Source organism: Mycobacterium sp. TY815 (genome assembly GCF_030755135.1).
Classification (GTDB): domain Bacteria; phylum Actinomycetota; class Actinomycetes; order Mycobacteriales; family Mycobacteriaceae; genus Mycobacterium.
Genome location: NZ_JAUFRX010000001.1, coordinates 2,354,200 through 2,377,876, shown reverse-complemented (window position 1 = coordinate 2,377,876; position 23,677 = coordinate 2,354,200). Strand labels below are relative to the sequence as shown.

Annotated in this window: 18 protein-coding genes; 11 read left to right on the top strand and 7 right to left on the bottom strand. The window is 71.4% G+C overall.

The genetic code is table 11. The features are described 5' to 3' along the window. Positions 1–5: 5 nt before the first annotated feature. The gene (gene cofC / locus QXK92_RS09820) at positions 6–647 is read right to left on the bottom strand and encodes a 2-phospho-L-lactate guanylyltransferase (RefSeq protein WP_306241463.1); all 642 of its coding nucleotides are present in this window, start codon (positions 645–647) and stop codon (positions 6–8) included. Between the two features lie 118 nt (positions 648–765). Here cofC and QXK92_RS09815 point away from each other — a divergent pair, with 118 nt between their 5' ends. The 3 genes from QXK92_RS09815 (at position 766) to QXK92_RS09805 (ending at position 11,092) form a co-directional block, all read left to right on the top strand. Further along, on the top strand, positions 766–1,773 hold the full coding sequence (locus QXK92_RS09815; protein ID WP_306241462.1) for an NAD(P)H-dependent glycerol-3-phosphate dehydrogenase: 1,008 nt from the start codon (positions 766–768) through the stop codon (positions 1,771–1,773). Between the two features lie 239 nt (positions 1,774–2,012). Then, positions 2,013–9,953, top strand: coding sequence for a PE family protein (locus QXK92_RS09810; RefSeq protein ID WP_306241461.1), 7,941 nt, complete (start codon positions 2,013–2,015; stop codon positions 9,951–9,953). A 65-nt stretch (positions 9,954–10,018) separates the two neighbouring features. Then, positions 10,019–11,092 (top strand): D-alanine--D-alanine ligase family protein, encoded by a 1,074-nt coding sequence (locus QXK92_RS09805; protein ID WP_306241460.1) that lies wholly within the window; start codon positions 10,019–10,021, stop codon positions 11,090–11,092. On the opposite strand, the gene QXK92_RS09800 is transcribed toward QXK92_RS09805, so the two are convergent. Further along, on the bottom strand, positions 11,089–11,598 hold the full coding sequence (locus QXK92_RS09800) for a DUF3515 domain-containing protein (RefSeq protein WP_306244312.1): 510 nt from the start codon (positions 11,596–11,598) through the stop codon (positions 11,089–11,091). The genes QXK92_RS09805 and QXK92_RS09800 overlap by 4 nt on opposite strands. 184 nt (positions 11,599–11,782) lie before the next feature. Between QXK92_RS09800 and QXK92_RS09795 the strand changes: the two genes are divergently transcribed. The 5 genes from QXK92_RS09795 (at position 11,783) to QXK92_RS09775 (ending at position 15,655) form a co-directional block, all read left to right on the top strand. Next, positions 11,783–12,748 (top strand): thiamine-phosphate kinase, encoded by a 966-nt coding sequence (locus tag QXK92_RS09795; protein WP_306241459.1) that lies wholly within the window; start codon positions 11,783–11,785, stop codon positions 12,746–12,748. 10 nt (positions 12,749–12,758) lie between these two features. After that, positions 12,759–13,049: a DUF1330 domain-containing protein gene (locus QXK92_RS09790; RefSeq protein WP_306241458.1), complete on the top strand. Its 291-nt coding sequence runs from the start codon at positions 12,759–12,761 to the stop codon at positions 13,047–13,049. Further along, the gene (locus QXK92_RS09785; protein WP_306241457.1) at positions 13,046–13,729 is read left to right on the top strand and encodes a uracil-DNA glycosylase; all 684 of its coding nucleotides are present in this window, start codon (positions 13,046–13,048) and stop codon (positions 13,727–13,729) included. Before QXK92_RS09790 ends, QXK92_RS09785 begins: the two co-directional genes overlap by 4 nt. Positions 13,730–14,049: 320 nt before the next feature. Next, entirely contained in the window at positions 14,050–14,982 is a 933-nt protein-coding gene (locus tag QXK92_RS09780; protein WP_306244310.1) for an NADP-dependent oxidoreductase, read from the top strand. A 22-nt stretch (positions 14,983–15,004) separates the two neighbouring features. Then, entirely contained in the window at positions 15,005–15,655 is a 651-nt protein-coding gene (locus QXK92_RS09775; RefSeq protein WP_306241456.1) for a nitroreductase, read from the top strand. 1 nt (position 15,656) lies between these two features. Here the strand turns inward: QXK92_RS09775 and QXK92_RS09770 are convergent, their stop codons facing one another. From QXK92_RS09770 to rpmB, 5 genes are all read right to left on the bottom strand, one after another. Next, complete coding sequence (locus tag QXK92_RS09770) at positions 15,657–16,487, bottom strand: oxidoreductase (protein ID WP_306241455.1); 831 nt, start codon at positions 16,485–16,487, stop codon at positions 15,657–15,659. 1 nt (position 16,488) lies between these two features. Continuing rightward, positions 16,489–17,733: a hypothetical protein gene (locus tag QXK92_RS09765; RefSeq protein WP_306241454.1), complete on the bottom strand. Its 1,245-nt coding sequence runs from the start codon at positions 17,731–17,733 to the stop codon at positions 16,489–16,491. Next, positions 17,730–17,915 (bottom strand): hypothetical protein, encoded by a 186-nt coding sequence (locus QXK92_RS09760; protein WP_306241453.1) that lies wholly within the window; start codon positions 17,913–17,915, stop codon positions 17,730–17,732. The genes QXK92_RS09765 and QXK92_RS09760 overlap by 4 nt, the downstream gene beginning before the upstream one ends. Before the next feature lie 2 nt (positions 17,916–17,917). Further along, on the bottom strand, positions 17,918–18,361 hold the full coding sequence (locus tag QXK92_RS09755; RefSeq protein ID WP_306241452.1) for a nuclear transport factor 2 family protein: 444 nt from the start codon (positions 18,359–18,361) through the stop codon (positions 17,918–17,920). 312 nt (positions 18,362–18,673) lie between these two features. Continuing rightward, on the bottom strand, positions 18,674–18,868 hold the full coding sequence (gene rpmB, locus QXK92_RS09750; RefSeq protein WP_036354526.1) for a 50S ribosomal protein L28: 195 nt from the start codon (positions 18,866–18,868) through the stop codon (positions 18,674–18,676). Positions 18,869–19,097: 229 nt separating this feature from the next. Between rpmB and QXK92_RS09745 the strand changes: the two genes are divergently transcribed. The 3 genes from QXK92_RS09745 to QXK92_RS09735 are packed head-to-tail and all read left to right on the top strand — an operon-like array spanning position 19,098 to position 23,673. Beyond that, positions 19,098–20,747: a DAK2 domain-containing protein gene (locus QXK92_RS09745; protein WP_306241450.1), complete on the top strand. Its 1,650-nt coding sequence runs from the start codon at positions 19,098–19,100 to the stop codon at positions 20,745–20,747. Then, entirely contained in the window at positions 20,747–22,963 is a 2,217-nt protein-coding gene (recG, locus tag QXK92_RS09740) for an ATP-dependent DNA helicase RecG (RefSeq protein WP_306241449.1), read from the top strand. Before QXK92_RS09745 ends, recG begins: the two co-directional genes overlap by 1 nt. Beyond that, positions 22,960–23,673, top strand: coding sequence for an HNH endonuclease family protein (locus tag QXK92_RS09735; RefSeq protein WP_306241448.1), 714 nt, complete (start codon positions 22,960–22,962; stop codon positions 23,671–23,673). The genes recG and QXK92_RS09735 overlap by 4 nt, the downstream gene beginning before the upstream one ends. Positions 23,674–23,677: the final 4 nt, after the last annotated feature.

Genomic DNA, 23,677 nt, shown 5'->3' with positions numbered 1-23,677 from the left:
GCGCCTCACCGCGCGGAGCGGTGCGCGATAGCGCGTGCGGTGGCCGAGCCCACCCCGAGTTGGCGGGCGGCCGCAAGGTCAGCCGGTGTGTCGACGTCGCAGCGCAGGCCCGGCCAGGCGCCGGTGAGCTCGATCGCGCCCGAACGACGATGGCGCGCTGCGGAATCCGATCCGAAGTGCGGATCCAGCCCGGTGCCGAACGCGCACAGCACCGCGGTGCCGGTACCGAGCCGGTCGGCGACGAAGCTGCGCTGGTGGTGGCGCGCCGCCGAGATCGCCTCGGCGAGTTCTTGGGTCTGCAGGGCCGGTAGATCACCTTGGAGCACAACGGTATTGGGGGAATCGACGGCGCGCGCCGCGGCGCTGATGGCGCTGTTGAGCGGGTCGGGGTCGTCGGGCGGCGTCGGGTCGTCCAGCACCCGGGCGCCGAGATCGGTGGCCGCGGCCGCCGCCGCTTGGTCGGGGGTGATGACGGTGATCGAGCCCAGGGAACCGACCCGGGACGCCGCGGTCAAGGTGTCGACGAGCATGGCCAGCACCACGCCCTCGCGCGTCGGCGCCGAGAACACCGGAGCCAGCCGGGTCTTGGCGGCGGCCAAACGCTTGACGGCGATGATCAATCCGACATCCCCGTGTGTGCCGCCCATGTGCTCATCCTGCCAGCGTTACGTCGGCGGAGGTGACGGCGGCCGGTCGCTGGGACTACTGTTTAGCGGCTGCCGTCGCGGTGACGATGGCACACAGGGCACACATTAGGGGTGGTGGATGGCCGGCACGGGAACCGTCGCGGTGATGGGCGCGGGCGCATGGGGCACGGTGCTTGCCAAGGTGCTTGCCGACGCCGGGGGTGAGGTCACGTTGTGGGCGCGGCGCGCCGATGTCGCCAACAAGATCAACAAGACCCGGTACAACCCCGACTACCTTCCCGGCACGGTGCTGCCTGCCGGGATTCGCGCCACCAACGACGCCGAGGAAGCGCTGTCCGGTGCCACGACGGTGCTGCTCGGCGTGCCGGCTCAGACCATGCGCGCCAACCTCGAACAGTGGAACGGTATGTGGGCCGACGGCGCGACTCTGGTGAGCCTGGCCAAAGGCATCGAGCTCGGCACGCTGATGCGGATGAGCCAGGTGATCGTGTCGGTCACCGGCGTGGACTCCTCGCAGGTTGCGGTGATCTCAGGACCCAACCTGGCCAGCGAGATCGCCGAGAACCAGCCTGCGGCCACCGTCGTCGCGTGCAGCGACTCCGGACGCGCCGTGGCGCTGCAGCGGTTCTTGAACAGCGGCTACTTCCGTCCTTATACCAATTCCGATGTGGTGGGAACCGAGATTGGCGGGGCGTGCAAGAACGTCATCGCGCTGGCGTGCGGAATGGCGGTCGGCGTCGGGCTGGGCGAGAACACCGCGGCGGCCATCATCACCCGCGGGTTGGCGGAGATCATGCGGCTCGGGCTGGCGCTGGGTGCCAAGGGCGCGACCCTGGCGGGGCTGGCGGGGGTCGGTGACCTGGTGGCCACCTGCACCTCTCCCTATTCGCGAAACCGCTCGTTGGGCGAGCGGTTGGGCCGCGGCGACACCATGCATACCGCACTGCACGGGAAGGACGGTCACGTCGTCGAGGGCGTCACCTCCTGCGAGTCGGTGCTGGCGCTGGCGTCGAGCTATGACGTCGAGATGCCGCTGACGGACGCGGTGCACCGGGTCTGCCACAAGGGTTTGTCGGTCAACGAGGCCATTGCTCTTCTTTTGGGTCGCAGCACCAAACCGGAGTGAATCGCAGTCGTCGCGGGGCGGTGCCGCCGACATCTCAGTAGTCGGCACCGGGCTGAACGGCGCGCAGGTGCGCGACAGGGACTGCTGACCAGCGTCGGCAAGCAGCGTCTTCGAGCCGATAGCCGCATTCGGCGAACAGGTGCTGTCCAGCGCTCTACGGTTAGCGCACCGCGCGAAGACGGCGTGCCCCGGGAGCTCGCATCCGCCGACGTTGTGTACCTGACCCTGGGAGTTCCCTCATGTCTTCTTTCCTGATCGCCGCACCGCAGGCAATGGCCACCGCAGCAGCGGACTTAAGTCAGATCGGGGAGATGGTCAGGCAAGCGACCGCGGTCGCGGCGCCGACAGCGGCGATCATGCCCGCGGCCGCCGATGAAGTGTCGGCGGCCATCGCGGCCTTGTTCGGCACCGTCGGCCACGAGTATCAAGCTGTCAGTGCGCAGGCAGCGGAGTTCCACGCACAATTTGTGCGGACGCTGGCCGGAGCCGCCGGCTCGTACGCGGCCGTGGAAGCCGCCAGTGTCGACGTCCTGGGGTCCCTGGAGGGGCAGGTCCTGGGCGCGATCAACGCGCCTACGAATCTGCTGCTGGGTAGGCCGTTGATCGGTCCCGGTACCGACGGGGCGGCAGGCACCGGGGCTGCCGGCGGGGCCGGCGGGATTCTCTGGGGCCGCGGCGGTAACGGTGGATCCGGCGCGGCGGGAATCGCGGGTGGGGCCGGTGGTGCTGCCGGGTTGCTGGGAACCGGTGGCGCCGGCGGGGCCGGCGGAGCCGGTGCCGGCGGCGGAACCGGCGGCACCGGGGGTTGGCTGTGGGGCAATGGCGGTGCCGGGGGTGCCGGCGGAGTCGGGGTGAATGCGCTCAGCGCCGGTGCCGGCGGCGCCGGGGGCAATGCGTTGCTGTTCGGTTCCGGCGGCGCCGGCGGTCAGGGCGGAGCGGGAATCAGCGGTGTGGCCGGCAGCGCCGGCAGCGCGGGCAGTGCCTTGGCGGCCGGTGGAACCGGCGGAGACGGGGGCGGCGGCGGGACGGGGGGCGTCGGCGGGGCTGGTGGCCGCGGCGGCCTGATCGTGGGTGACGGCGGCGCCGGGGGTGTTGGCGGTTCCGGGGGCGTCGGCGGTGCCGGCGGAACCGGTGGTGCGGGCTGGTCGGCCACCACCGCGGGCGTTACCGGCGGCGATGGCGGCGACAGTGGCACCGGTGGGTCGGGCGGTGCCGGCGGGGCCGGCGGCGCGAGTGGCGCGAGCCGGAGCGTGTTCGGTCACGCGGGCGCCTACGGCTCGGGTGGTGCCGGGGGTGCCGGCGGCGATTCCGGCGTTGCTGGCGATGGCGGGTCCGGCGGAGCCGGCAGCGCGGTGACCCTCGGTGGTGGTGCCGGTGGCAGGGGTGGCGACACCGGTGGCGTCGGGGCCGGCGGAACCGGCGGAGCGGCCGGCGGCCCGGGAGCGGTTGCCGGGCCCAACGGGGCCGCGGGCACCGTGATCGCCGGGGGCAACGGCGGTGCCGGTGGGGCAGGCTTCAATCCCATCGCAGCCGGTGCCGACGGCGGCGCCGGCGGGGCCGGCGGCGCCGGTGGGAATTTCGGTAACGGGGGTGCCGGTGGGGCCGGCGGCAACGGGGTGGCCGGGGGCAACGGTACGGCCGGCGTCGCGGCGGGCGAGTCCGGTGGCGATGGCGTCGACGGCGGGTCCGGTGGCGCCGGTGGCGCCGGTGGTGCGGGTGGCTCGGTCCGGGGAGACGGCGGGGCCGGGGGCGCCGGTGGACACGGCGCGCAGGGCGGTAACGGCGGTGCCGGGGTCAACGGCGCGGCCGCGACGGCACCCGGCGATGCTGGGCAGGCCGGGGGTTCCGGCGGCAAGGGCGGCGCCGGCGGCGACGGCGGCAACGGCGGGGTCGGAGGCACTGCGGCACAAGGCGTTTCGGGCACGACTGGCACCGGGGGGAACGCAGGCAGCGGCGGTAACGGCGCAACCCCGGGTGACGGCGGGGCGGGTGCGGCCGGCGATGCGACCCATGCTGACGGCGGGGCCGGCGGGCACGGTGGCAACACCGGCATAGGCGGTGCGGGCGGCACCGGCGGCGGCGGGCGCACCACGGGGAGCGACGGCACCGCCGGCTCCACGCCCGCCGGGATCTTGGGCAACGGCGGCAAGGGCGGGGCGGGTTTCACTGCCACGACCCCAGGTGACGATGGCGGCGCCGGCGGCGCCGGGGGTGCGGGCGGAAACTTCGGGAGTGGCGGGGCCGGCGGGGCTGGCGGTAACGGCGCCGACGGTGGCAATGGCGCGGCCGGGACGACGGCCGGTGAATCCGGCGGCGACGGCATTGCCGGTGGCGCCGGGGGTGCCGGGGGTGCCGGTGGTGCCGGCGGCTCAGTTCGCGGCAACGGTGGAGCCGGTGGCGCCGGCGGACAGGGCGCCGATGGCGGCGACGGCGGTGCCGGGGTCAGTGGCGCAGCGGCGACCACGCCCGGTGCCGACGGGCAGGCCGGCGGTTCGGGCGGCGATGGCGGCGCCGGCGGCGATGGCGGAAAAGGCGGAGCGGGCGGCAGCGCGGCAAACGGGATCGCCGGCACCACGGGTGCCGGCGGCAACGCCGGCAGCGGCGGCAACGGCGCAACGCCGGGCGACGGCGGCGCCGGGGCGGCCGGCGACGCCACCCATCTCGCAGGTGGCGCTGGCGGTGCCGGTGGTGACACCGGGCTCGGCGGCAAGGCGGGTGTCGGCGGCACCGGCTCCAGCACGGGATCTGACGGCGTGGACGGCACGACACCGGACGGGGTCATGGGCAACGGCGGGGCCGGTGGGGCAGGCGCGAACGCCACCACCCCAGGCGTAGACGGTGGCGCCGGTGGCGCCGGCGGTGCGGGCGGAAACTACGGCAACGGTGGCGCCGGTGGCGCCGGCGGCAACGGCGCGGCCGGCGCCGCAGGAGTCAACCCGACACCGGTCGCCCCGGCGGCCAATGGCGACAACGGCACCGGCTACCCCGGCTCGTTCAACTCGGCGACATCGGGCACCGATGGCGCGAACGGCGCGGTGGCCGGTCAGGCCGGCGGCAAGGGCGGCAACGGCGGGGGCTATGTGAGCACCGTCGGCGACGGCGTCGGGGCGTCAGCCGGCAAGGGTGGCGACGGCGGTCTCGGCGCACCCGGGGGCAACGGCGGCGATGGCGGGTTCGGCGGTTCGCTCGTGCTTGGGCAGGCCACCGGGGTCACCGGCGGCGCCGGTGGCCGCGGCGGGGACGGAGTAGGCGGCCAGACCGGCGGCGCCGGGGGAGCCGGCGGGGTCGGCGGTGAAGGCGGTTCGATCCGCGGCAACGGCGGCACCGGCGGCGCCGGCGGCAAGGGTGGTACCGGCGGCGCCGGGGCCGCCGGCCTTACTGGTGGCGCCGGGGGAGCCGGCGGCGACGCGAACTCCACTGACTTCCCCGGGCAGGACCAGGTGGGTCCCTCCACCGCTGGTGACGGCGGTGTCGGCGGTGCCGGTGGCACCGGCGGTGCGGGTGGAACCGGCGGCGTGGGCGGTGCCGGCGGGGCCGGAGGCGTGCACCACGGTGCCGGATTCAGCGACGGTACTCACGGCGTCGGCGGTGACGGTGGCAACGGCGGTACCGCCGGCGTCGGCGGCGACGGCGGGGTCGGTGGCGCCGGCGGCGATGGGGCCAAGGCCGGCAACGGCGGCGCCGGCGGGCACGGCGGAGATACCGGCGCGGTCGGTCTCGGCGGCCAGGGCGGCGACAGCGGCGGCGGCGCCACCGGCGCCAAGGGCCTGGCCGGCGGGCTTCCAGACGGGACGGCCGGCAATGGCGGGAAGGGCGGTGCCGGCGGCAATGCCACCGCGGCGCCCACCGGCCAACCCCCGGGGGCCGGCGGTGCCGGCGGAGCCGGTGGAGACGGCGGCAACCTTGGCAACGGCGGACACGGCGGTACCGGAGGCACGGGTGCGGACGGCGTCCGCGGCGGCGACGGCGTCAACCCGGGGGACTCCGGGAGCGCCGGCGAGACCGGTGGCGCCGGTGGAGTCGGTGGTGCGGGCGGCCTGGGCGGGTCGATCCGGGGTAACGGAGGCACCGGCGGGTTCGGCGGTCACGGCGGCACCGGTGGTGGCGGCGGGGACGGCGTCGACGGCAATTCTGGAGCCGCACTCGGCGAAGCCGGCCAGGCCGGCGGCAGCGGCGGCAACGGAGGAACCGGCGGGGCGGGCGGGGCGGGCGGAAACGCCGGCGGCGTCGCCGCGGGCGGGTCAGGTACCGCGGGCATCAACGGCACCGGTGGCACCGGCGGCACCGGCGGTGCTGCCGGAAAGCCGGGTGACGGAGGTAATGGCCAGGTCGGCGGGTTCGGTCATGCGGACGGCGGCCGCGGTGGCGACGGCGGCAATCCCGGAAACGTAGGTGCAGGTGGCGCCGGCGGCGATGTGGGCAAGGGCGGTTCCGGGGGTGGCAAAGGCGTCGACGGCATCGCGGGTGCCGCGGTCACCAGCGGTGGCAACGGCGGTGATGGCGGTCAAGGCGGCTACGCCGCGGGCCTGGCCGGGCAGGGCGGTGACGGCGGCGCGGGCGGCAACGGCGGGTCCGTCGGCAACGGCGGCAAGGGCGGCGACGGCGGCAAAGGCCTCGACGGCAACTACGGGCAGAGCGGCGGGACGGGCGGTGCTGGAACCTCCGGCTCCGGCGGTGCGACTGGCGGCAAAGGCGGAGCCGGCGGCAGCGGCGGCTCGGTGTCGGGTAACGGCGGCGCGGGCGGTGTCGGCGGGGCCGGCGGAGCGGGCGGTGGGGGCGGCGGTGGCGGTACCGGTGGCGACGGAGGCGTGTTCAGTTCCGGTGATCCCGGTGGCGCGGGCGGTGCGGGAGGCGACGCCGGAGCGGGCGGCGAAGGCGGTGCAGGCGGGCAGGCGCTGGGCCCTGGCAACGGCGGTGCCGGCGGCAAGGGCGGCGCCGGGGGCCTGGGTGGCGGCGGCGGATCCGGCGGTGACGGCGGTGTCGCGGGCGAATTCGCCGCGGGCGCATTCGGCGGCAACGGCGGTACCGGTGGCGACGCGGGTAAGGGCGGTGCCGGTGGTTTGGGTGGCGCCGGCGGCGCGGCCAACGGATCCGGCACGGGCGGCCTCGGCGGTGACGGCGGCTTCGGCGGCTCGGGCGGCAACGCCGGTGCCGGCGGAGCCGGCGGGAACGAAGGCGGTGGCAGCACCGGCGGCAACGGCGGTGCCGGCGGCGCCGCGGGCGACGCCGGAGCCGGCGGCGGTGGCGGCCGGGGCGGTGACTCCGCCACAGGTCTCGCCGGTGACGGCGGCAAAGGCAGCAGCGGCGGCGTGACAGGGCTGGCCGGCGCCGGCGGCGCCGGTGGCGCGGACGGCGGAGCCCCGGGGGAGACTGGTCAGGGTGGTGCCGGCGGTGCCGGTGGCGCCGGTGGCGATGGGGGCGACGGGAACCCGGCGGCGGGGCCGTCCGGTAACGGTGGCAAAGGCGGCGACGGCGGCTTTGGAAGCACCGGCGGCGGCAAGGGCGGGGCAGGCGGGGACGGCGGGTCCGTCGGCAGCGGCGGCAACGGCGGAGACGGTGGATACGGCACCAACGGTTCTGCCGGTGCCGACGGTGGCGCCGGGGGCAATGCCGGTGCGATCTCCGGCAACGGCGGCGACGGCGGCATCGGCGGCGGCGGCGGCACCGGCGGCACCGGCGGCGCGGGTGGCATCGGTGGCCCGCAGTCGGGTAACGGCGGCAACGGCGGTAGGGGCGGCAACGGCTTCGGCGTCGCGGGCGCCAGCGGCGGTGACGGCGGTGCCGGTGGCAGCGCAGGGTTGTATGGCAACGGGGGCAAGGGCGGCGACGGCGGTGCCGGCATCGCCGGTGCGAACGGCGCGGCGGGAGCCCCGTACAGCAATCCGGGCCAGGCCGGCACTGCCGGCGGTCACGGCGGCGACGGCGGTGCGGGCGGAGAGGGCGGTTTGGTCTCCGGAAACGGCGGCGACGGCGGCAGGGGCGGCGACGGCGGCAACGGCGGCGACGGCGGGGCCGGCGGCCCCGGCGAACCGGCCGGCTTCCTCAGCTCTGGCACCGACGGCGGTCCCGGCGCCACCGGCGCGGTGGGCGGCAACGGCGGGACCGGCGGCGCAGGCGGTGCAGGGCACGGGACAGGAAACGGTGGCGCCGGCGGGGCCGGCGGCATCGCCGGGCAGGGTGGCAACGGCGGTGACGGCGGTGTCGGCGGCAACGGCACAGGGTTCCTCACCGTGGACAACGGCCACGGCGGACCCGCCGGAAATGGGGCCAACGGCGGTGCCGGCGGTTCCGGCGGCTCGGGTGGCGCGGCCGACGGATCAGGCAATGGTGGTGCCGGCGGTGCCGCCGGTGCCGCGGGTTCCGGCGGAAACGGCGGTGTGGGCGGCGCCGCCGGCGACGGATATGGGCCGCCGGCCGTCGGTGGCGGGATGGGCGGCTACGGCGGTAACGGCGGCAGCAGCGGCGTCGGCGGTGCCGGCGGCAGCGCCACCGATGGTTCCGGGGCCGCAGGCGGTGCCGGTGGTGCCGGCGGCGATGGTGGTATCGGCGGTAATGGCGGACGCGGCGGGTACTACGACGGTGGTTCCGGAGGCGATGCCGGGGCCGGCGGTAACGGCGGTCACGGCGGCACCGCGAGCGCCGGCGGTGCCGGCGGGGCCGGCGGCAACTCGGACTCAGGGACTGGCGGCAGCGGCGGCGCCGGCGCGGCCGGCGGCGTCGGCGGTGCGGGGGGCCTGGGCGGTGCCGGCGGCCAATCCGTAATCGGGAGTAAAGGTGGCGACGGCGCCAACGGCGGTGGCGGCGGCGCCGGGGGCTCCGGCGGTGCCGGCGGCAGCGGCGTCATTGGCGGTGCGGGCGGTGTCGGTGGCTCGGGTTCGGCGGGCGGTGCCGGCGGCGATGGGGGCAACGGCGGCAACAACAACGCGACGGAACGAGTTGCCGGTTTCGGCGGCAATGCCGGCAATGGCGGCATCGGCGGTGGCGGCGGCTCGGGTGGAGCCGGTGGCTTTGGCATCACCCACGGCGGCGCCGGCGGTGCCGGCGGCTCGGCATCGAACGGCGGCGCCGGTGGTAACGGCGGTAGCGGCGGCCAGAACTTCAGCGCGGGCACCGTCTCCCTCGGCGGTGACGGCGGCGTCGGCGGCAACGCCGGCAACGCCGGCAGCGGCGGCAGCGGCGGCCGCGGCGGGGACTCCGCCGTCGGCGCTGCCGGTGGCGGCGGGAACGGTGGCGGTGGCGGATTGGGCGGCACGTACGGTCACGGCGGTAGCGGCAGGGATGGCGGGAATACGGGTGCCCCAGGTAAGGCCGGCATCGGGGGTGACGGCGGTGCCGGCGGCGACGGCGGCAACGGTGCGGCATCGGCAGGCCCATCCGGTGCCGGCGGTGACGGCGGTGCAGGCGGGGCCGGCGGCACCGGCGGAGCCGATGGCGGTGGTGGCGGAGCCGGCGGTGACGGCGGATCATACGGAAACGGCGGAAACGGCGGGGCCGGTGGATTCGGCTCAGCCGGTGCTACCGGCACACCCGGCCCCGACGCATACGGCTATGCCGGCTACGGCGGGGCCAACGGCGGGAATGGTGGCGCCGGCGGCGCCGGCGGCGCCGGTGGGTCGATATCCGGCGACGGGGGTGCCGGTGGGCTCGGCGGCGGCGGCGGCAATGGCGGTGACGGCGGGGGCGGCGGCAACGGCGCCAGTGACTTCCAAGGCGGCATTGTCAGGTCGGGCGGAGCCGGCGGCGCCGGCGGCTTTGGCGGCAACGGCGGTGGCGGCGGTGCCGGCGGTGAGGCTCTGGGCGTCGGTACCGGCGGTGCCGGCGGTGGTGGCGGAGACGCGGGCACGGGCGGCTCCGGCAGGGCCGGCGGTCTCGGTGGTTCGCTGCCCGCGAGCGCGGCCGGTGGTAACGGAGGCAACGCGGGCAAGGGTGGGACCGGCGGTAACGGCGGTAGCGGTGGCGACTCTGCATCGGAGAAGGCCGGCGACGGAGGCAACGGCGGTGCCGGTGCGGTGGCCGGCTCGCCAGGTGTCGGGGGTACCGGCAATGCGGGTTATTCGGGCGCTGACGGAAGCCCCGGCCTGGCCGCCGTCGGCGGCCCCGGCGGCACCGGCGGTCCAGGGGGCACCGGCGATTCACCCGCCAATAACGGCGCCGACGGCCAGGACGGCCCCAACGCCTAGTGAAACAACGCCCTGACGTCGCCGAACCGGCCCCGACAGCCCCGACCCGGTAGCCTCTCCAGGTTGTGACTGCCAGCAAGCGCGTACGCGTCGCCGTGGTCTTCGGCGGGCGGAGCAACGAGCACGCCATCTCGTGCGTGTCGGCGGGCAGCATCCTGCGCAACCTGGACCCGCAACGGTTCGACGTCGTCGCCATCGGGATCACACCGCAGGGCGGGTGGGTGCTCACCGACGGCGACCCCGCCGCGCTGGCCATCAACAACCGGCAGCTACCGGGGGTGAGCGCCGATTCGGGCACCGAGCTGGCGTTGCCGGCCAGTCCCCGATCGGAGGTTTTCGGGACCGTCGACGTCGTGTTTCCGGTGCTGCACGGACCCTACGGCGAGGACGGCACGATCCAGGGACTGCTCGAACTCGCCGGTGTCCCGTACGTGGGTGCCGGTGTGCTGGCCAGCGCTGCCGGCATGGACAAGGAGTTCACCAAGAAGCTGCTCGTCGCCGAGGGACTGCCGGTCGGCGCGTACACGGTCCTGCGGCCGTCACAGGAGACGCTGCACCCCGAGGAACGCGAGCGGCTGGGCCTGCCAGTGTTCGTCAAGCCGGCACGGGGCGGCTCATCGATCGGCGTCAGCCGGGTGGCCAGCTGGGACGATCTGCCGGCCGCAATCGCCGCCGCCCGCAGCCATGACCCGAAAGTCATCGTCGAGGCGGCGATCAACGGCCGCGAGCTGGAATGCGGTGTCCTCGAAATGCCGGACGGCACCATCGAAGCCAGCACGCTGGGCGAGATCCGGGTGGCCGGGGTGCGCGGCCGCGAAGACGGCTTCTACGACTTCGAGACCAAATACCTGGACGACGCCGCGGAATTGGACGTGCCGGCCAAGGTGGACGACGAGGTTGCACAAGCGCTGCGCCAGTTGGCGATTCGCGCCTTCGAGGCGATCGGTTGCCAGGGCCTGGCCCGGGTCGACTTCTTTCTCACCGAAGCGGGACCGGTGATCAACGAGATCAACACCATGCCCGGTTTCACCACGATCTCGATGTACCCACGGATGTGGGCGGCCAGTGGGGTGGACTATCCGACCCTGTTGGCCACCATGGTGGAGACGGCACTTGCCCGCGGCGTAGGCCTGCGTTAACGAGCCGGTGCCGGGTCGATCGGCACCGCGGCGATGGTGCGGTCGATGATGCGCGAAATATCTTGAATCGGAACAGGTCCCGAGTTAGCGGGCAACGTCAGCGCCACGTACACCGGCCGGTCGACCGTGTACCAGGTGGATCTGCCCTCCTCCGCCGACCCTTCCTCGTTCACCTGAAACCACTGCACCTTGTCGACGACCTGGATCGGCGACCCCACCACGAAGTCGGCTGGTCGTTCGAGGCCGCAGCGCATGACGACCGGGTCGGTCGCGGTCCGGGTCCGCCAGGCGCCGGCTGCCTGCGGCGCCGGCTGAGCGAGTTCGGCCCGCTGAAAGTCGCCGAGCTGCTGGGGTAGTGCCGCCAGTAGCGCCTGGCAGGGCGGGCTGGCGGCCTGGGGAGCGGCCACGGTGGGAAGCGCGATGGGTTCTTGCGACGTGCGCCGGGTGGCAGCGAGCACCAGGATCGCCCCGATGGTCGCCACGGCCAGCACCAATGCGGCGATCATGACGGCGCGCGGCGGCCCGCCGGCGTCGGCCCCGCCTGTCACCTGATCATCTCCTCTGCGGTCCGGTGCTCCGTCGCTACTACACTGACGCCGTCCAGCCGAACGGGCAGGGACCCAACTTACCGCAGGTCGGACGGCCGTCCGAGGGGCATCACACGGCCGGAATACGCAGAGATGAGGTGACGTGCGCGACGACGGGGAGTCCCCGACACTGCAGCAGGTCGGTGAGTTCGCAGTGATCGAGCGGTTGGTGCGGGATCGCCGTCAGCCCGCCGCCGTCACGCTGGGACCCGGCGACGATGGGGCAGTGGTGTCGGGCAGCGATGAACGCACCGTGGTATCGATCGACATGCTGGTCCAGGACCGGCACTTTCGGCTCGACTGGTCGACACCGTATGACGTCGGACGCAAGGCGATCGCCCAGAATGCCGCCGACATCGAGGCGATGGGTGCGCGACCCACCGCGTTCGTGGTGGGCTTCGGAGCACCCGGCACAACCCCGGCCGCCCAGGCGGTCTCGCTGGCCGACGGGATGTGGGACGAGGCGGAAAGGGTGGGTGCCGGCATCGCCGGTGGAGACCTGGTCAGCTGTCCGCAGTGGGTGATCTCGGTGACTGTGCTCGGTGACCTCGAGGGCCGGGCACCGGTGTTGCGGTCCGGTGCGCGGGTCGGTGCGGTACTCGCCATCGCCGGTGAGCTGGGACGCTCGGCGGCCGGATATGCCCTGTGGTGCAACGGTATCGACGATTTCCACGGCCTGCGGCACCGGCATCTGGTGCCGCTGCCGCCCTATGGGGAGGGCGCGATGGCGGCGGCTGGTGGCGCCATGGCGATGATCGACGTCTCCGACGGTCTGATCGCCGATCTGGGTCACATCGCTACCGCGTCCGGGGTGGGAATCGACCTGTCCGCCGAAGCGCTGGAACCCGACCGCGACGCGGTGTCGCAGGCGGCGGCCGCCGTTGGTGCCGACCCGTGGGCCTGGGTGCTGGGCGGGGGTGAAGATCACGCGCTGGCGGCGTGTTTCGCCGACGCCGTGCCGCCCGGCTGGCGGGTGATCGGGCGGGTGATCGACGGGCCGGCGCGGGTGCTGGTCGACGGCAAGGTGTGGGACGGGTACGCGGGGTGGGAGTCGTTCCAGTCAAGTTAGGCTGGCGCGGATGACCGTCTACGCGATCGCCCAGCTGAAGTTCACCGACCGGGCTGCCTACGACCGTTACCAGGCAGGCTTCATGGATGTCTTCCGCCGTTACTCCGGCACCGTGCTTGCCGCCGACGAGGCACCTCGGGTAGTCGAAGGAGACTGGGACCGCGAGAAAGTGGTGCTCATGTCGTTCCCGGACGAGGCGGCTTTCCATGCGTGGGCGCAATCGCCGGAATACCAGGAGATTTCGAAGGACCGCCAGGCCGGCGCCGACACCGTGGTGCTCTTGGTGAAGGGACTGTCATGACCGCGCGCCCGCTGAGTGAACTCGTCGAACCAGGCTGGGCGACGGCGCTGGCGCCGGTGGCCGATCAGGTGGGCAAGATGGGTCAGTTCCTGCGCGAGGAGATCGCGGCCGGCCGGCGGTACTTGCCCGCGGGTCCGAACGTGTTGCGCGCCTTCAGCTTTCCCTTCGACGGTGTCCGGGTGTTGATCGTCGGGCAAGATCCTTACCCCACACCGGGCCATGCGGTGGGCCTGAGCTTCTCGGTGGCCCCGGACGTGCGTCCGCTGCCCCGCAGCCTGTCCAACATTTTCGACGAGTACAGCGCCGACCTCGGTTTCCCGCAGCCGTCCAACGGCGACCTGACGCTATGGTGCCAGCGCGGGGTGATGCTGCTGAACCGGGTGCTCACCGTGCGGCCTTCCACCCCTGCATCGCACCGCGGGAAGGGTTGGGAAGCGGTGACGGAGTGCGCAATTCGCGCTTTGGTTGGTCGCGATCAGCCGCTGGTCGCGATCCTGTGGGGGCGCGACGCGTCGACTCTCAAGCCGATGCTGGCCGAAGGTAACTGTGTCGCGATCGAATCGCCACATCCGTCGCCGTTGTCGGCGTCGCGCGGGTTCTTCGGGTCGCGGCCGTTCAGTCGTGCCAATGAACTGCTCACCGGGTTGGGGGCCGACCCGATCGATTGGCGGCTGCCGTGACGACGACCGTACAACCGGACCAAGTCGGCAGCATCACATTGATCGACCTGTTGGGCATCTGCGAAGTGCAGGGGCGTGACGGTTTCACGGTGTCAACAGTGACAGTTCCTTGCTGTTGCGCATTCGTCCTCCCGACCAAAGCCGACTTTTGATTCAAACCCTAGCAATCGGGAAGACCCCAAAAACTCACGAATTGTGCGCCTCGCTCATGGTGGGGTACGTGGCCGCCGGTGTAACGGCGGTTACCGAGGCGCCTTCCGGCCGAGGAGGATCTGGCTATGCCTGACGTCGTCATGACCCCATCGCCGCAGGTGAGTGAGATGACGGCGTTGCGGGCGCAGCGGCGCGGCGGGCCGGAAGTGCTGACCGTCGAATCGGCTCCGGTACCCGTCCCAGGGCACGGCGAAGTGCTGGTCGCCGTGCATGCGGCGGCTATCACCTTCGACGAATTGACCTGGGAAGAGACCTGGACGCGCGACGGCGTGGACCGGACACCGACGATCGTGTCGCACGAGGTATCCGGAGTGGTGGATCAAGCGGCGCCGAACGTTTGCGACGTCCAGCCCGGCGACGAGGTGTACGGACTGGTGGCGTTCGACCGAGACGGCGCCGCAGCTGAATTCGTCGCGATGCCCTCGACCGACCTGGCCGCCAAACCGACGGGCCTGTCCCACCCGGAGGCCGCGGCATTGCCGCTGGCCGGGCTGACCGCCCTGCAGGCCCTGGTCGACCATGCGGAGGTGCGCCCGGGCGAGGCGGTGCTGGTGCACGGCGGTGCCGGGGGAGTGGGTGCCCTGACGGTGCAGCTCGCGGCGCACTTGGGTGCCGAGGTCACCGCGACAGTACGCAGCGACACCGCGGAACTGGTGCGCGGTTTCGGTGCCCGGCACGTGATCGACACCCGCACAGCGTCTTTCGATGACACGGACGCGGCTTATGACGTCGTGATCGACACCGTCGGCGGGCGGACCCTGGACCGCTCCTACGGTGTGCTGCGCCCCGGCGGCCGCCTGATCACCCTCAGTGCGCCGCCCCCGCCCGGCAAGGCCGACGAATTCGGCGTCACCGCAACGTTCTTCATCGTGACCGCCAACCGGGACCAGCTCACCGAACTCGCCACTTTGGTGGATGACGGTGCATTGCGCGTCGAGATCGCCCGAACCTTCCCGCTTGCACAGGGCCGGGCAGCATTCGAAAGCGGCTCGCGCCCAGGCCGGCGAGCCGGAAAGACCGTCCTGGTCGTGCGCGACTGACCGTACCTGTCAGGATGAAAACGTGTACGACCTCGAGGAGACGATTCGCCAACGCCGATCCAGCCGCATGTTCTTGCCCGAGCCCGTGCCGCGGCAGTTGGTCGAGGAGTCGCTGGAGCTGGCCATGCATGCCCCGTCCAACTCGAATGTGCAACCGTGGCAGGTCATCTTCACCAGCGGGGCCGCCACGGACAGGCTGGTAGCGGCCTTGCTGGCCAAGGCCCGTTCCGAACCACCGCGGGTTCCGCAACTGCCACCGGCCTTCGCCCATCTGCGGCGGGAGCTGGGCGCGCAGGTCTACGGCTCGATGGGCATCGCCCGCGACGACGCCGCGGGCCGTCAGGAAGCGGTGCTGCGTAACTGGGAGTTCTTCCGCGCCCCGCTGGGCGGGGTGGTGTTCATGCATCAGGACCTGGACGTCATCGACGGAATGGGCGTCGGGATGTTCATCCAGAATCTGTTGCTGGCCTTGACCGCTCGTGGACTGGGCACCTGTGTTCAGGTCTCGATCGCCGGCTATCCCGAGATCGTCCGCGAGCAACTGGGCATCGCAGCGGACATGCGCATCCTGTGCGGACTCGCGGTGGGCTATCCCGACCCGGACTTCCCGGCCAACTCGCTGCGCATCGGTCGCGACAGCCTGGACAAGCACGCGGTGTTCCTCGACGAATGACCTAACTACCCGGGAAATTCACGTCTTTCGTCACGGCCTTCCATTCCTCGATCGACGCAGACAGGGCGGCGATCTTGTCCCGCATGGCCTTGAGCACATCGCGGCCCAGCAACAGCCGCAGCGGCGGATCGTCGAGTTCGGTGACCATGAGTACCGCCTCAGCCACCTTGCGCGGGTCGCCCGGCAGGTGGTCGGCGAACTGCTTGATCAGGTCCTTGCGCGCCGCGACGTCGGTGTAATCATCGATAGGAGTGGCGGTTTCCTTCATCGACCGGCTCGCCCAGTCGGTGCGGAACGCGCCCGGTTCGAGGGCGGTCACCTTGATCCCCAGCGGCCGCAGCTCGGTGGCCAGGGCCTCGGTCACCGCTTCCAGCGCGAATTTGGTGGATGAGTAGTAGGCGTTGGGCGGGTTGGCCACCAGCCCGGTCATCGACGAGATGTTGACGATGTGGCCGGATCGCCGGGCCCGCATCGCCGGCAGCACCGCCTTGATCATGTCGACCGCGCCGAAGTAGTTGACGTCGAACAGTTTCCGGACTTCGGCGTCCTCGCCTTCCTCCACCGCCGACAGATAGCCGTGGCCGGCGTTGTTGACCAGCACGTCGATCCCGCCGAAGGCGCGCTCCGCCGCGTCGACGGCTGCGGCGATCTGCGCGGCGTCCGTCACATCGAGCGCCACCGCCAATGCGTGATCACCGAACTCGTCTGCCAGGTCCTGTACCGCCTCGGCCCGACGTGCCGTCACCACCACTTGGTGACCCGCTTCCAGAGCGCCACGGGCGATCTCGCGGCCGAACCCGGTGGAGCAACCCGTCACCAACCAGCGTGCCATCTCAGACCGTCCCTTCCGGAAGCCGCCGCAGATAGGCCGCTCGCCGGTCAGCGAGTTCCGCGGCCCGCTGCTCGGAGCTCACCCGCGGCAGGTGCGGCACCTCGGCATCAAGGCGATCCAGCTTCACCACTCGCCCGTGTGCGCCGAGGCCCGCCCGCGGCCCGGTCTCGCCGAATTCCGCCGTCCGCAACGTCAGAATCGCCTCTCGCAGCCCGTCGGTGTCGATCCAGTTCGCCACACCGGGATCCTCCGGCGCGATCACATACGTGTAGGTGCCGTCCTCATTGGCCACCGACTGCGCCTTGTTGAGGCTGCCGGTGCGGTCGATGATGTCGAGGGTGGTACCCCAGATATTGCTCAGCGGCACCGTGAAGTATTCGGCACCACCGTCGTTGAGGTCCACCACGAACCCCTCGTCCGGCGCGAGATCGAAGCGGCCCATCACGTAGAACTGGTTGCGCATCGCGCCGTCGGTGTCCGCGGACCAGGCCAGGTCGAACCGGTTGGCCGGCATCTTGTACACGCCGTGGCTGAGCTTGCCGGTGAAGTTCGCGAAGTACGCCATCATCGCCGCGGTGGCCTCCGCCTGCTCATCGAGCGTGCGGGCCGGCGTCGACGGAGCGTCGCCGAGCCGTTGAATGTCAAAGTGATTCGGATCGTCACGAGCCCAGTCGAGCAACACGTCGCGGATGTAGAACTCGTGTGCCTGCGGGGTGCTCCGCACGTGGTTGGGCCGCCCGCCGGCGGGGTCGGAATCGACGGTGATGGTGAAGCTGCCGTCGGAATCGACCGCCATGGTGCGCCCGTTGAGCACGTCGACGGTGCCCATGTGCGCATCCCACAGCGTGAAGTAGTTCTCGGTCATCCGATGCTCACCCACCCGGCCGTGGATCTCGTAGCGTTCGTTGCCGCAGATCGGGATCACCCGGTACACGCTGTCCGGATTATCGATGCCCCAACGGGATCCGGGAATGCGCCGGCCGTCCACCGAGTGCGCCAACCGGGTGATGCAGCTGACCTTGGGCCGCAGCTTGTCCTGGTTGGACGACCACACCGCGGCCGAGAACATGACCTCGGCGAACGCATCGTCAAACCGCTCGCGCATGGCATCCGACGCCTTCGCGCGGCCCAGCCACGTCTGCGCCACGTCGCGGTAGGCGGCCTTGACGGTGGGGTGCTCGATCAGCTCAAGAGCGGCCAGTTCCTGTTCGTGCTGCGATGCGGTGGCGACCGGGTGGTCGGTCATGCCTTGCTCCTGTCTCGAAAACGACTGTTGTACAACGTAAATCGCTCGTCGACCTGTTCGGGTCGCAGGCCGTAATCGGCCAACCGGTACGGTGGACGCTCGAAATCGTCAAGCCCCCAATCGGTCAGCGACTCCTCGCGTTGCGTCCCGGCCATCACCGCCGCGGCGTCGAACGGCGTCACCACTAGAACTTCAAGTGCTGGCTGACATCGCCGATCTGATCGACGAACATGGTGCGGCTCTCGAACCACCACACCCCGTCGAGCCGTTGGAAGGTGTCCTTGTAGTGACCGGTGACGATCACCTGCAGCGGCAGGTCGGGGGTGGCCTGCGTGACGCAGTAGTACGACGTGCTGCTCGCGGTGCCGGCCGCATCGTCGATGTAGAGCTGGACGTTGCTGGTGTTGTGCCTCGTCTTGGGAGTGCCGTCCTCGTAGATACGGGTGGCCATCTCGTACATCTGGCGCACCCGTGCGGCACCGGCGAACACCGTCTCCGGCGGACCGTCCTCGACTCCGCAGATGCGGCCGTGTTCGAAGAGCCTGGCGACACCGTCGAGGTCGCCGCTGTCCAGGAGTTGGGCGTAGGTGTAGATCAGGTTGGTGATTGCTAGTGCGCTGTCACTCACGTGGAACCGCCTCGGCTGTACTCCGTTGTTTACGCCAGACCCGTTGCTGACGTTACTTGGAGGCCGAGGCGGCTCGGCAGGCCGTCCCGCGTTTCATCGAGCCTGCAAAATTGGTGGCCCGCACCCGCATTTTCGCTGCGGATTTACAGTCTGGGTGAGTGTCCCTTGGCACGCGCGGCTGCGCGGCATCGAGCCTGCAATATCGCAGGCCGTACTCGCACTTCGGCCCACAGATTTACAGCCTCGGCGAGCGTCCTCACGGTGCGCCGCCGCCGAGCGTCCCGAGCGCGTCGAAGCGCGACTCGTGGGGATCTAGCCGCGGGTAACCTTGCCGGCCTTGATGCACGACGTGCACACGTTGAGGCGCTGCTTGTTGCCGCCGGGACGGGTCACGGCGTGCACGGTCTGAACGTTGGGGTTCCACCGGCGGCTGGTGCGGCGGTGGGAGTGCGACACCGACTTACCGAAGCCGGGGCCTTTCCCGCAGATATCGCACACAGCGGCCATGGTTCAAACTCCTCAAGTCTGTTGCTGGGGTCCGCCGACCTCGTCACAGGGTCGGCCGAAACTGAGCCGGAATAGCCCAGGATAGCCCAGGGGAGTCCCAGAATACCGACTGTGGTCGGCATCCACCAAAACGGGAACGGCACCTGTCGCCACGGCTGACTAGGCTCTTGCACGGCTACGCTGGCGCGCACCAAGGGCCGTAACGAGCCTGCATGAAGGAGGTGGGGGGTTGGGCACACCGGATCGTCCGCTGGACGGCCCCGCCCTGCGCGACTGGGCCCACACCGTCGTCAGCGACCTCATCACCCACATCGACGAGATCAACCGGCTCAACGTGTTCCCGGTCGCCGATTCCGACACCGGCGCAAACATGCTGTTCACGATGCGTTCGGCGCTGGCACAAGCCGACGAGGACGTGGACGCGGACGTCGCCCGCGTGGCGGCGGCGCTGTCAGCCGGCGCCGTGACCGGAGCGCGCGGCAATTCCGGGGTGATCCTGTCCCAGATCCTGCTGGGTCTGGCCGAGGTGACCGCGGATGCGGCCGGCGACTCCGGCGGCGCGCTGTCCGCCATCGACGCGGCGACGCTGGGTGCGGCGCTGTGGCGTGGCGTTGAGCTGGTCGTGGCATCGATGGGCGGCGACGAAGTTCCCGGCACCATCGTCTCGGTGCTGCGTGCAGCCGCCGTTGCCGTCGAGCACTCCGCGGCCGCCGGTGACACGCTGTCCCGGGCCGTCATCGACGCCGGCGACGCGGCCGTGGTGGCGCTCGAGAAGACCACCGAGCAGCTCGACGTGCTCGCCGACGCCGGCGTGGTCGACGCGGGCGGGCGGGGGCTGCTGGTCATGCTGGACTCACTGCGCTCGACCATCACCGGCAGCGCCCCCGCGCGGTCCTGCTACGAACCGTCGCCGCAGTCGCGGGCCCCCGACTCCGCTGCCCGCCGTCCGGCCCCCCAGTTCGAGGTGATGTACCTGCTCGCCGCCTGCGATGCGGCGGCGGCGGACACGCTGCGCAACCGGCTGGGCGAACTGGGCGATTCGGTGGCCGTGGCCGCGGTCCCGTCGGAGAGCTATTCGGTGCACGTCCACACCGACGACGCGGGTGCCGCCATCGAGGCGGGTATCGCCGCGGGACAGCTGAGCCGGATCGTGGTCTCGGGGCTCAGTTCCGGTGCCACCGGACTGCCTCCCGGCAGCTGGACCCGCGAGCGTGCGGTGCTGGCGGTCGTCGACGGCGACGGCGCCGACGAGTTGTTCGCCGGCGAGGGCGCATGCGTGTTGCGGCCCGATTCGGACGCCGACGTCACCGCTCACCACCTGGTGAACGCCGTGGTGGACACCGGCGCCGCCCAGGTCATGGTGCTGCCCAACGGATATGTCGCCGCCGAAGAACTGGTCGCCGGATGCACCGCCGCGATCGGCTGGGGTGTGGACGTGGTCCCGGTGCCGACCGGGTCGATGGTGCAGGGTTTGGCCGCCCTGGCGGTGCACGACCCGGACCGCCAGGCCGTCGACGACGGCTACTCGATGGCCCGCGCCGCCGGAGTGGCCCGGCACGGCTCGGTGCGCATCGCCACCGAGAACGCCCTGACCTGGGCCGGCACCTGCAAAGCGGGCGACGGCCTGGGCATCGCCGGTGACGAGGTGTTGATCGTCGCCCCCGATGTCGCCGCGGCGGCCATCGGATTGCTGGACCTGCTGTTGGCCTCCGGCGGCGACCTGGTGACCGTGCTGACCGGCTGCGAACTCGCCGACAGCGACGTCGACGCGGTGGGCAAGGCCATGGAGCGGCACATCCACGACCGCCATCCGGGCAGCGAGTTGGTGATCTACCGCACCGGACATCGCGGCGACGTGCTGTTGATCGGGGTGGAGTAGTGGTCGGGCTCGGTGACCGCCTCGACATGGTGATCGGGGCGAAATCCGCCGACCCACTCGACGACGTGTTCGGCATCAAGACCGTCGGCGATCTGCTGCGGCACTACCCGCGAACCTATGTCGCACGCAACGGGACGCGTGGTGTCGAGGACGCGCGGCCCGAGGAAGGTGAGCACATCACCGTCGTCGATGTGATCACCGAGGCGAACTGGGCCCAGATGCGGAAGACGCCGAACCGGAAGTTTCTCCGGATCACCGTGGGGTCCGGCCGCGGCAAGGTGACGGCGACCTTCTTCAACGCCGACTACCTGATCAAGTCGCTGACCAAAGGCACCAAGGTGATGTTGTCCGGAGAAGTCGGCTACTTCAAAGGAGTCATGCAGTTCACCCACCCGGCTTTCCTCGTCCTGGATTCCGCCGACGGAAAGAACACCGGCAGCAAGTCGCTGCGCAGCATCGCCGACGCGTCCGCGAAGTCCCGCGGGGGCGAGGTGGCGATCGAAGAGTTCGAGCGTCCCTTCTACCCGATCTATCCCGCCAGCGCGAAGCTGCAGACCTGGGACATCTATTCGTGTGTCCGGCAGGTCCTCGAAGTTCTGGACCCGGTTCCCGACCCACTGCCCCGAGACCTGTGTGCCAAGCACGACCTGATTTCGGAGGACGAGGCGCTGCGTGCGATCCACCTCAGCGATGACGAGACGCGGCGCGCGCAGGCCCGCCGCCGGCTGACCTTCGACGAGGCCGTCGGTCTGCAGTGGGCGCTGGTCACCCGCCGGCACGGCGAGCTGTCCGAATCGGGACCGGCGGCGCCGCCGCGACCCGACGGTCTGGCCGCCGAACTGAAGCACCGACTGCCCTTCGAGCTGACGAAAGGCCAGCGCGAGGTGCTAGCGGTGTTGTCCGACGACTTGTCGCAGACCCGCCCGATGAACCGGCTGTTGCAGGGTGAGGTCGGTTCGGGCAAGACGATCCTCGCGGTGCTGGCGATGATGCAGATGGTCGACGCGGGCTATCAGTGCGCGTTGCTCGCCCCGACGGAAGTCCTTGCGGCGCAACACCTCTTGTCGATAACCGATGTGTTGGGTCCGCTGGCGATGGGTGGTCAGCTCGGCGCGGACGACAACGCAACCCGGGTGGCGCTGCTCACCGGCTCGATGACGGCCGCGCAGAAGAAGAAGGTCCGCGCCGAGATCGCCGTCGGCGAGGCCGGCATCGTCATCGGCACCCACGCACTCCTGCAGGAGGCCGTGGAGTTTCACAAGCTCGGCCTGGTAGTCGTCGACGAGCAGCATCGATTCGGCGTCGAGCAACGAGATCAATTGCGCGCCAAGGCTCCCGCCGGAATCACCCCGCATCTGCTGGTGATGACCGCCACGCCGATCCCACGCACCGTCGCCCTGACCGTGTACGGCGACCTGGAGACGTCCGTCCTGCGGGAACTGCCGAAGGGACGCCAGCCCATCACCAGCAGCGTGATCTTCATGAAAGAGAAGCCAGCCTGGCTGGAGCGGGCCTGGCAGCGGATCAGGGAGGAAGTCGCCGCCGGTCGCCAGGCCTACGTGGTGACACCGCGGATCGACGAAACGGAAGCCGACGCCAAAGCCGAAGAGCGGCCATCGGCGACGGCGGAGGGGACTTTCGCCAGGCTGCATGCGAAAGAGCTGGCGGACCTGCGACTGGGCCTGATGCACGGACGGTTGCCGTCCGACGAGAAGGACGACGCGATGTCGGCGTTCCGGGCCGGCCAGATCGATGTGTTGGTGTGCACCACCGTCATCGAGGTCGGCGTCGACGTTCCCAATGCCACCGTGATGCTGGTGCTCGATGCCGACCGGTTCGGGATCAGCCAGCTGCACCAGCTCCGTGGCCGCATCGGCCGCGGACAGCATCCGAGCCTGTGCCTGCTGGAGACCTGGAGCTCGGAAGGGTCGCTAGCCGGTAGGCGGCTGAAAGCGGTTGCTGCGACCATGGACGGCTTCGCGCTCGCCGATCTGGACCTCAAGGAGCGCAAAGAGGGAGATGTGTTGGGCCGCAACCAGTCCGGCCGGGCGATCACGCTGCGCCTGCTGTCGCTGGCCGACCATCTGGAGGTCATCGAGGCCGCCCGCGCGTTCTGTCTGGCCGCCTACGAACAGAACCCCGCCGACGCCGGTCTGGCCCTGATGGCAGCACCTTTCACCAACGCCGACCGCATCGAATACCTGGACAAGTCATGAGACCCCGGACGTTGTGGTGGCTGGCCGCCGTCGCAGTGCTCGCTCTGGTCGTCGCCTACCAGACCCTGGGTTCGTCGGCGGCCCGGCGTGCCGACGAATTCGCCGCTCGCGCAGACGTTCCCACGGTCGCGCCGGGTGCCGACGTGCTCGCCGGTATCGTCGTCGTTCCGCAGCGCCTGCACCGGTACGACTACCTGCGCGCGGCGTTCGGCGATGCCTGGACCGACGACAACGACGCTCCGGGCGGGCACAACGGCTGTGACACCCGGGACGACATCCTCAACCGCGATCTGGTGGAAGTCATCCACGTCTACACCAAACGCTGCCCTGACGCGGTGGCCACCGGCATCCTGCACGACCCGTACACCAACTCCGTCATCACGTTTCAGCGCGGCGCCAAGGTGGGCGAGGCGGTGCAGATCGATCACCTGGTGCCGCTGGCCTATGCCTGGGACATGGGTGCCAACGTCTGGCCGGTGGCCGAACGGGTGCGGTTCGCCAACGATCCCGCCAATCTGCTGGCGGTGCAGGGGCAGGCCAACCAGGACAAGGGCGATTCACCGCCCGCGCTGTGGATGCCGCCCAACGCCGCTTTCGCCTGTCAGTACGCGGTCCAGTTCATCGCCGTGCTGCGCGGTTACGCCCTGCCGGTGGATCAGGCTTCCGGAGACGTGCTGCGCAGCGCCGCCGCGACCTGCCCACCCGGCTGACCGG

Coding starts and splice junctions, on each gene's coding strand:
- cofC (WP_306241463.1), bottom strand. CDS start 647: ATGGGCGGCACACACGGGGATGTCGGATTGATCATCGCCGTCAAGCGT.
- QXK92_RS09815 (WP_306241462.1), top strand. CDS start 766: ATGGCCGGCACGGGAACCGTCGCGGTGATGGGCGCGGGCGCATGGGGC.
- QXK92_RS09810 (WP_306241461.1), top strand. CDS start 2,013: ATGTCTTCTTTCCTGATCGCCGCACCGCAGGCAATGGCCACCGCAGCA.
- QXK92_RS09800 (WP_306244312.1), bottom strand. CDS start 11,598: ATGATCGCCGCATTGGTGCTGGCCGTGGCGACCATCGGGGCGATCCTG.
- QXK92_RS09790 (WP_306241458.1), top strand. CDS start 12,759: ATGACCGTCTACGCGATCGCCCAGCTGAAGTTCACCGACCGGGCTGCC.
- QXK92_RS09785 (WP_306241457.1), top strand. CDS start 13,046: ATGACCGCGCGCCCGCTGAGTGAACTCGTCGAACCAGGCTGGGCGACG.
- QXK92_RS09780 (WP_306244310.1), top strand. CDS start 14,050: ATGACGGCGTTGCGGGCGCAGCGGCGCGGCGGGCCGGAAGTGCTGACC.
- QXK92_RS09770 (WP_306241455.1), bottom strand. CDS start 16,487: ATGGCACGCTGGTTGGTGACGGGTTGCTCCACCGGGTTCGGCCGCGAG.
- QXK92_RS09765 (WP_306241454.1), bottom strand. CDS start 17,733: ATGACCGACCACCCGGTCGCCACCGCATCGCAGCACGAACAGGAACTG.
- rpmB (WP_036354526.1), bottom strand. CDS start 18,868: ATGGCCGCTGTGTGCGATATCTGCGGGAAAGGCCCCGGCTTCGGTAAG.
- QXK92_RS09735 (WP_306241448.1), top strand. CDS start 22,960: ATGAGACCCCGGACGTTGTGGTGGCTGGCCGCCGTCGCAGTGCTCGCT.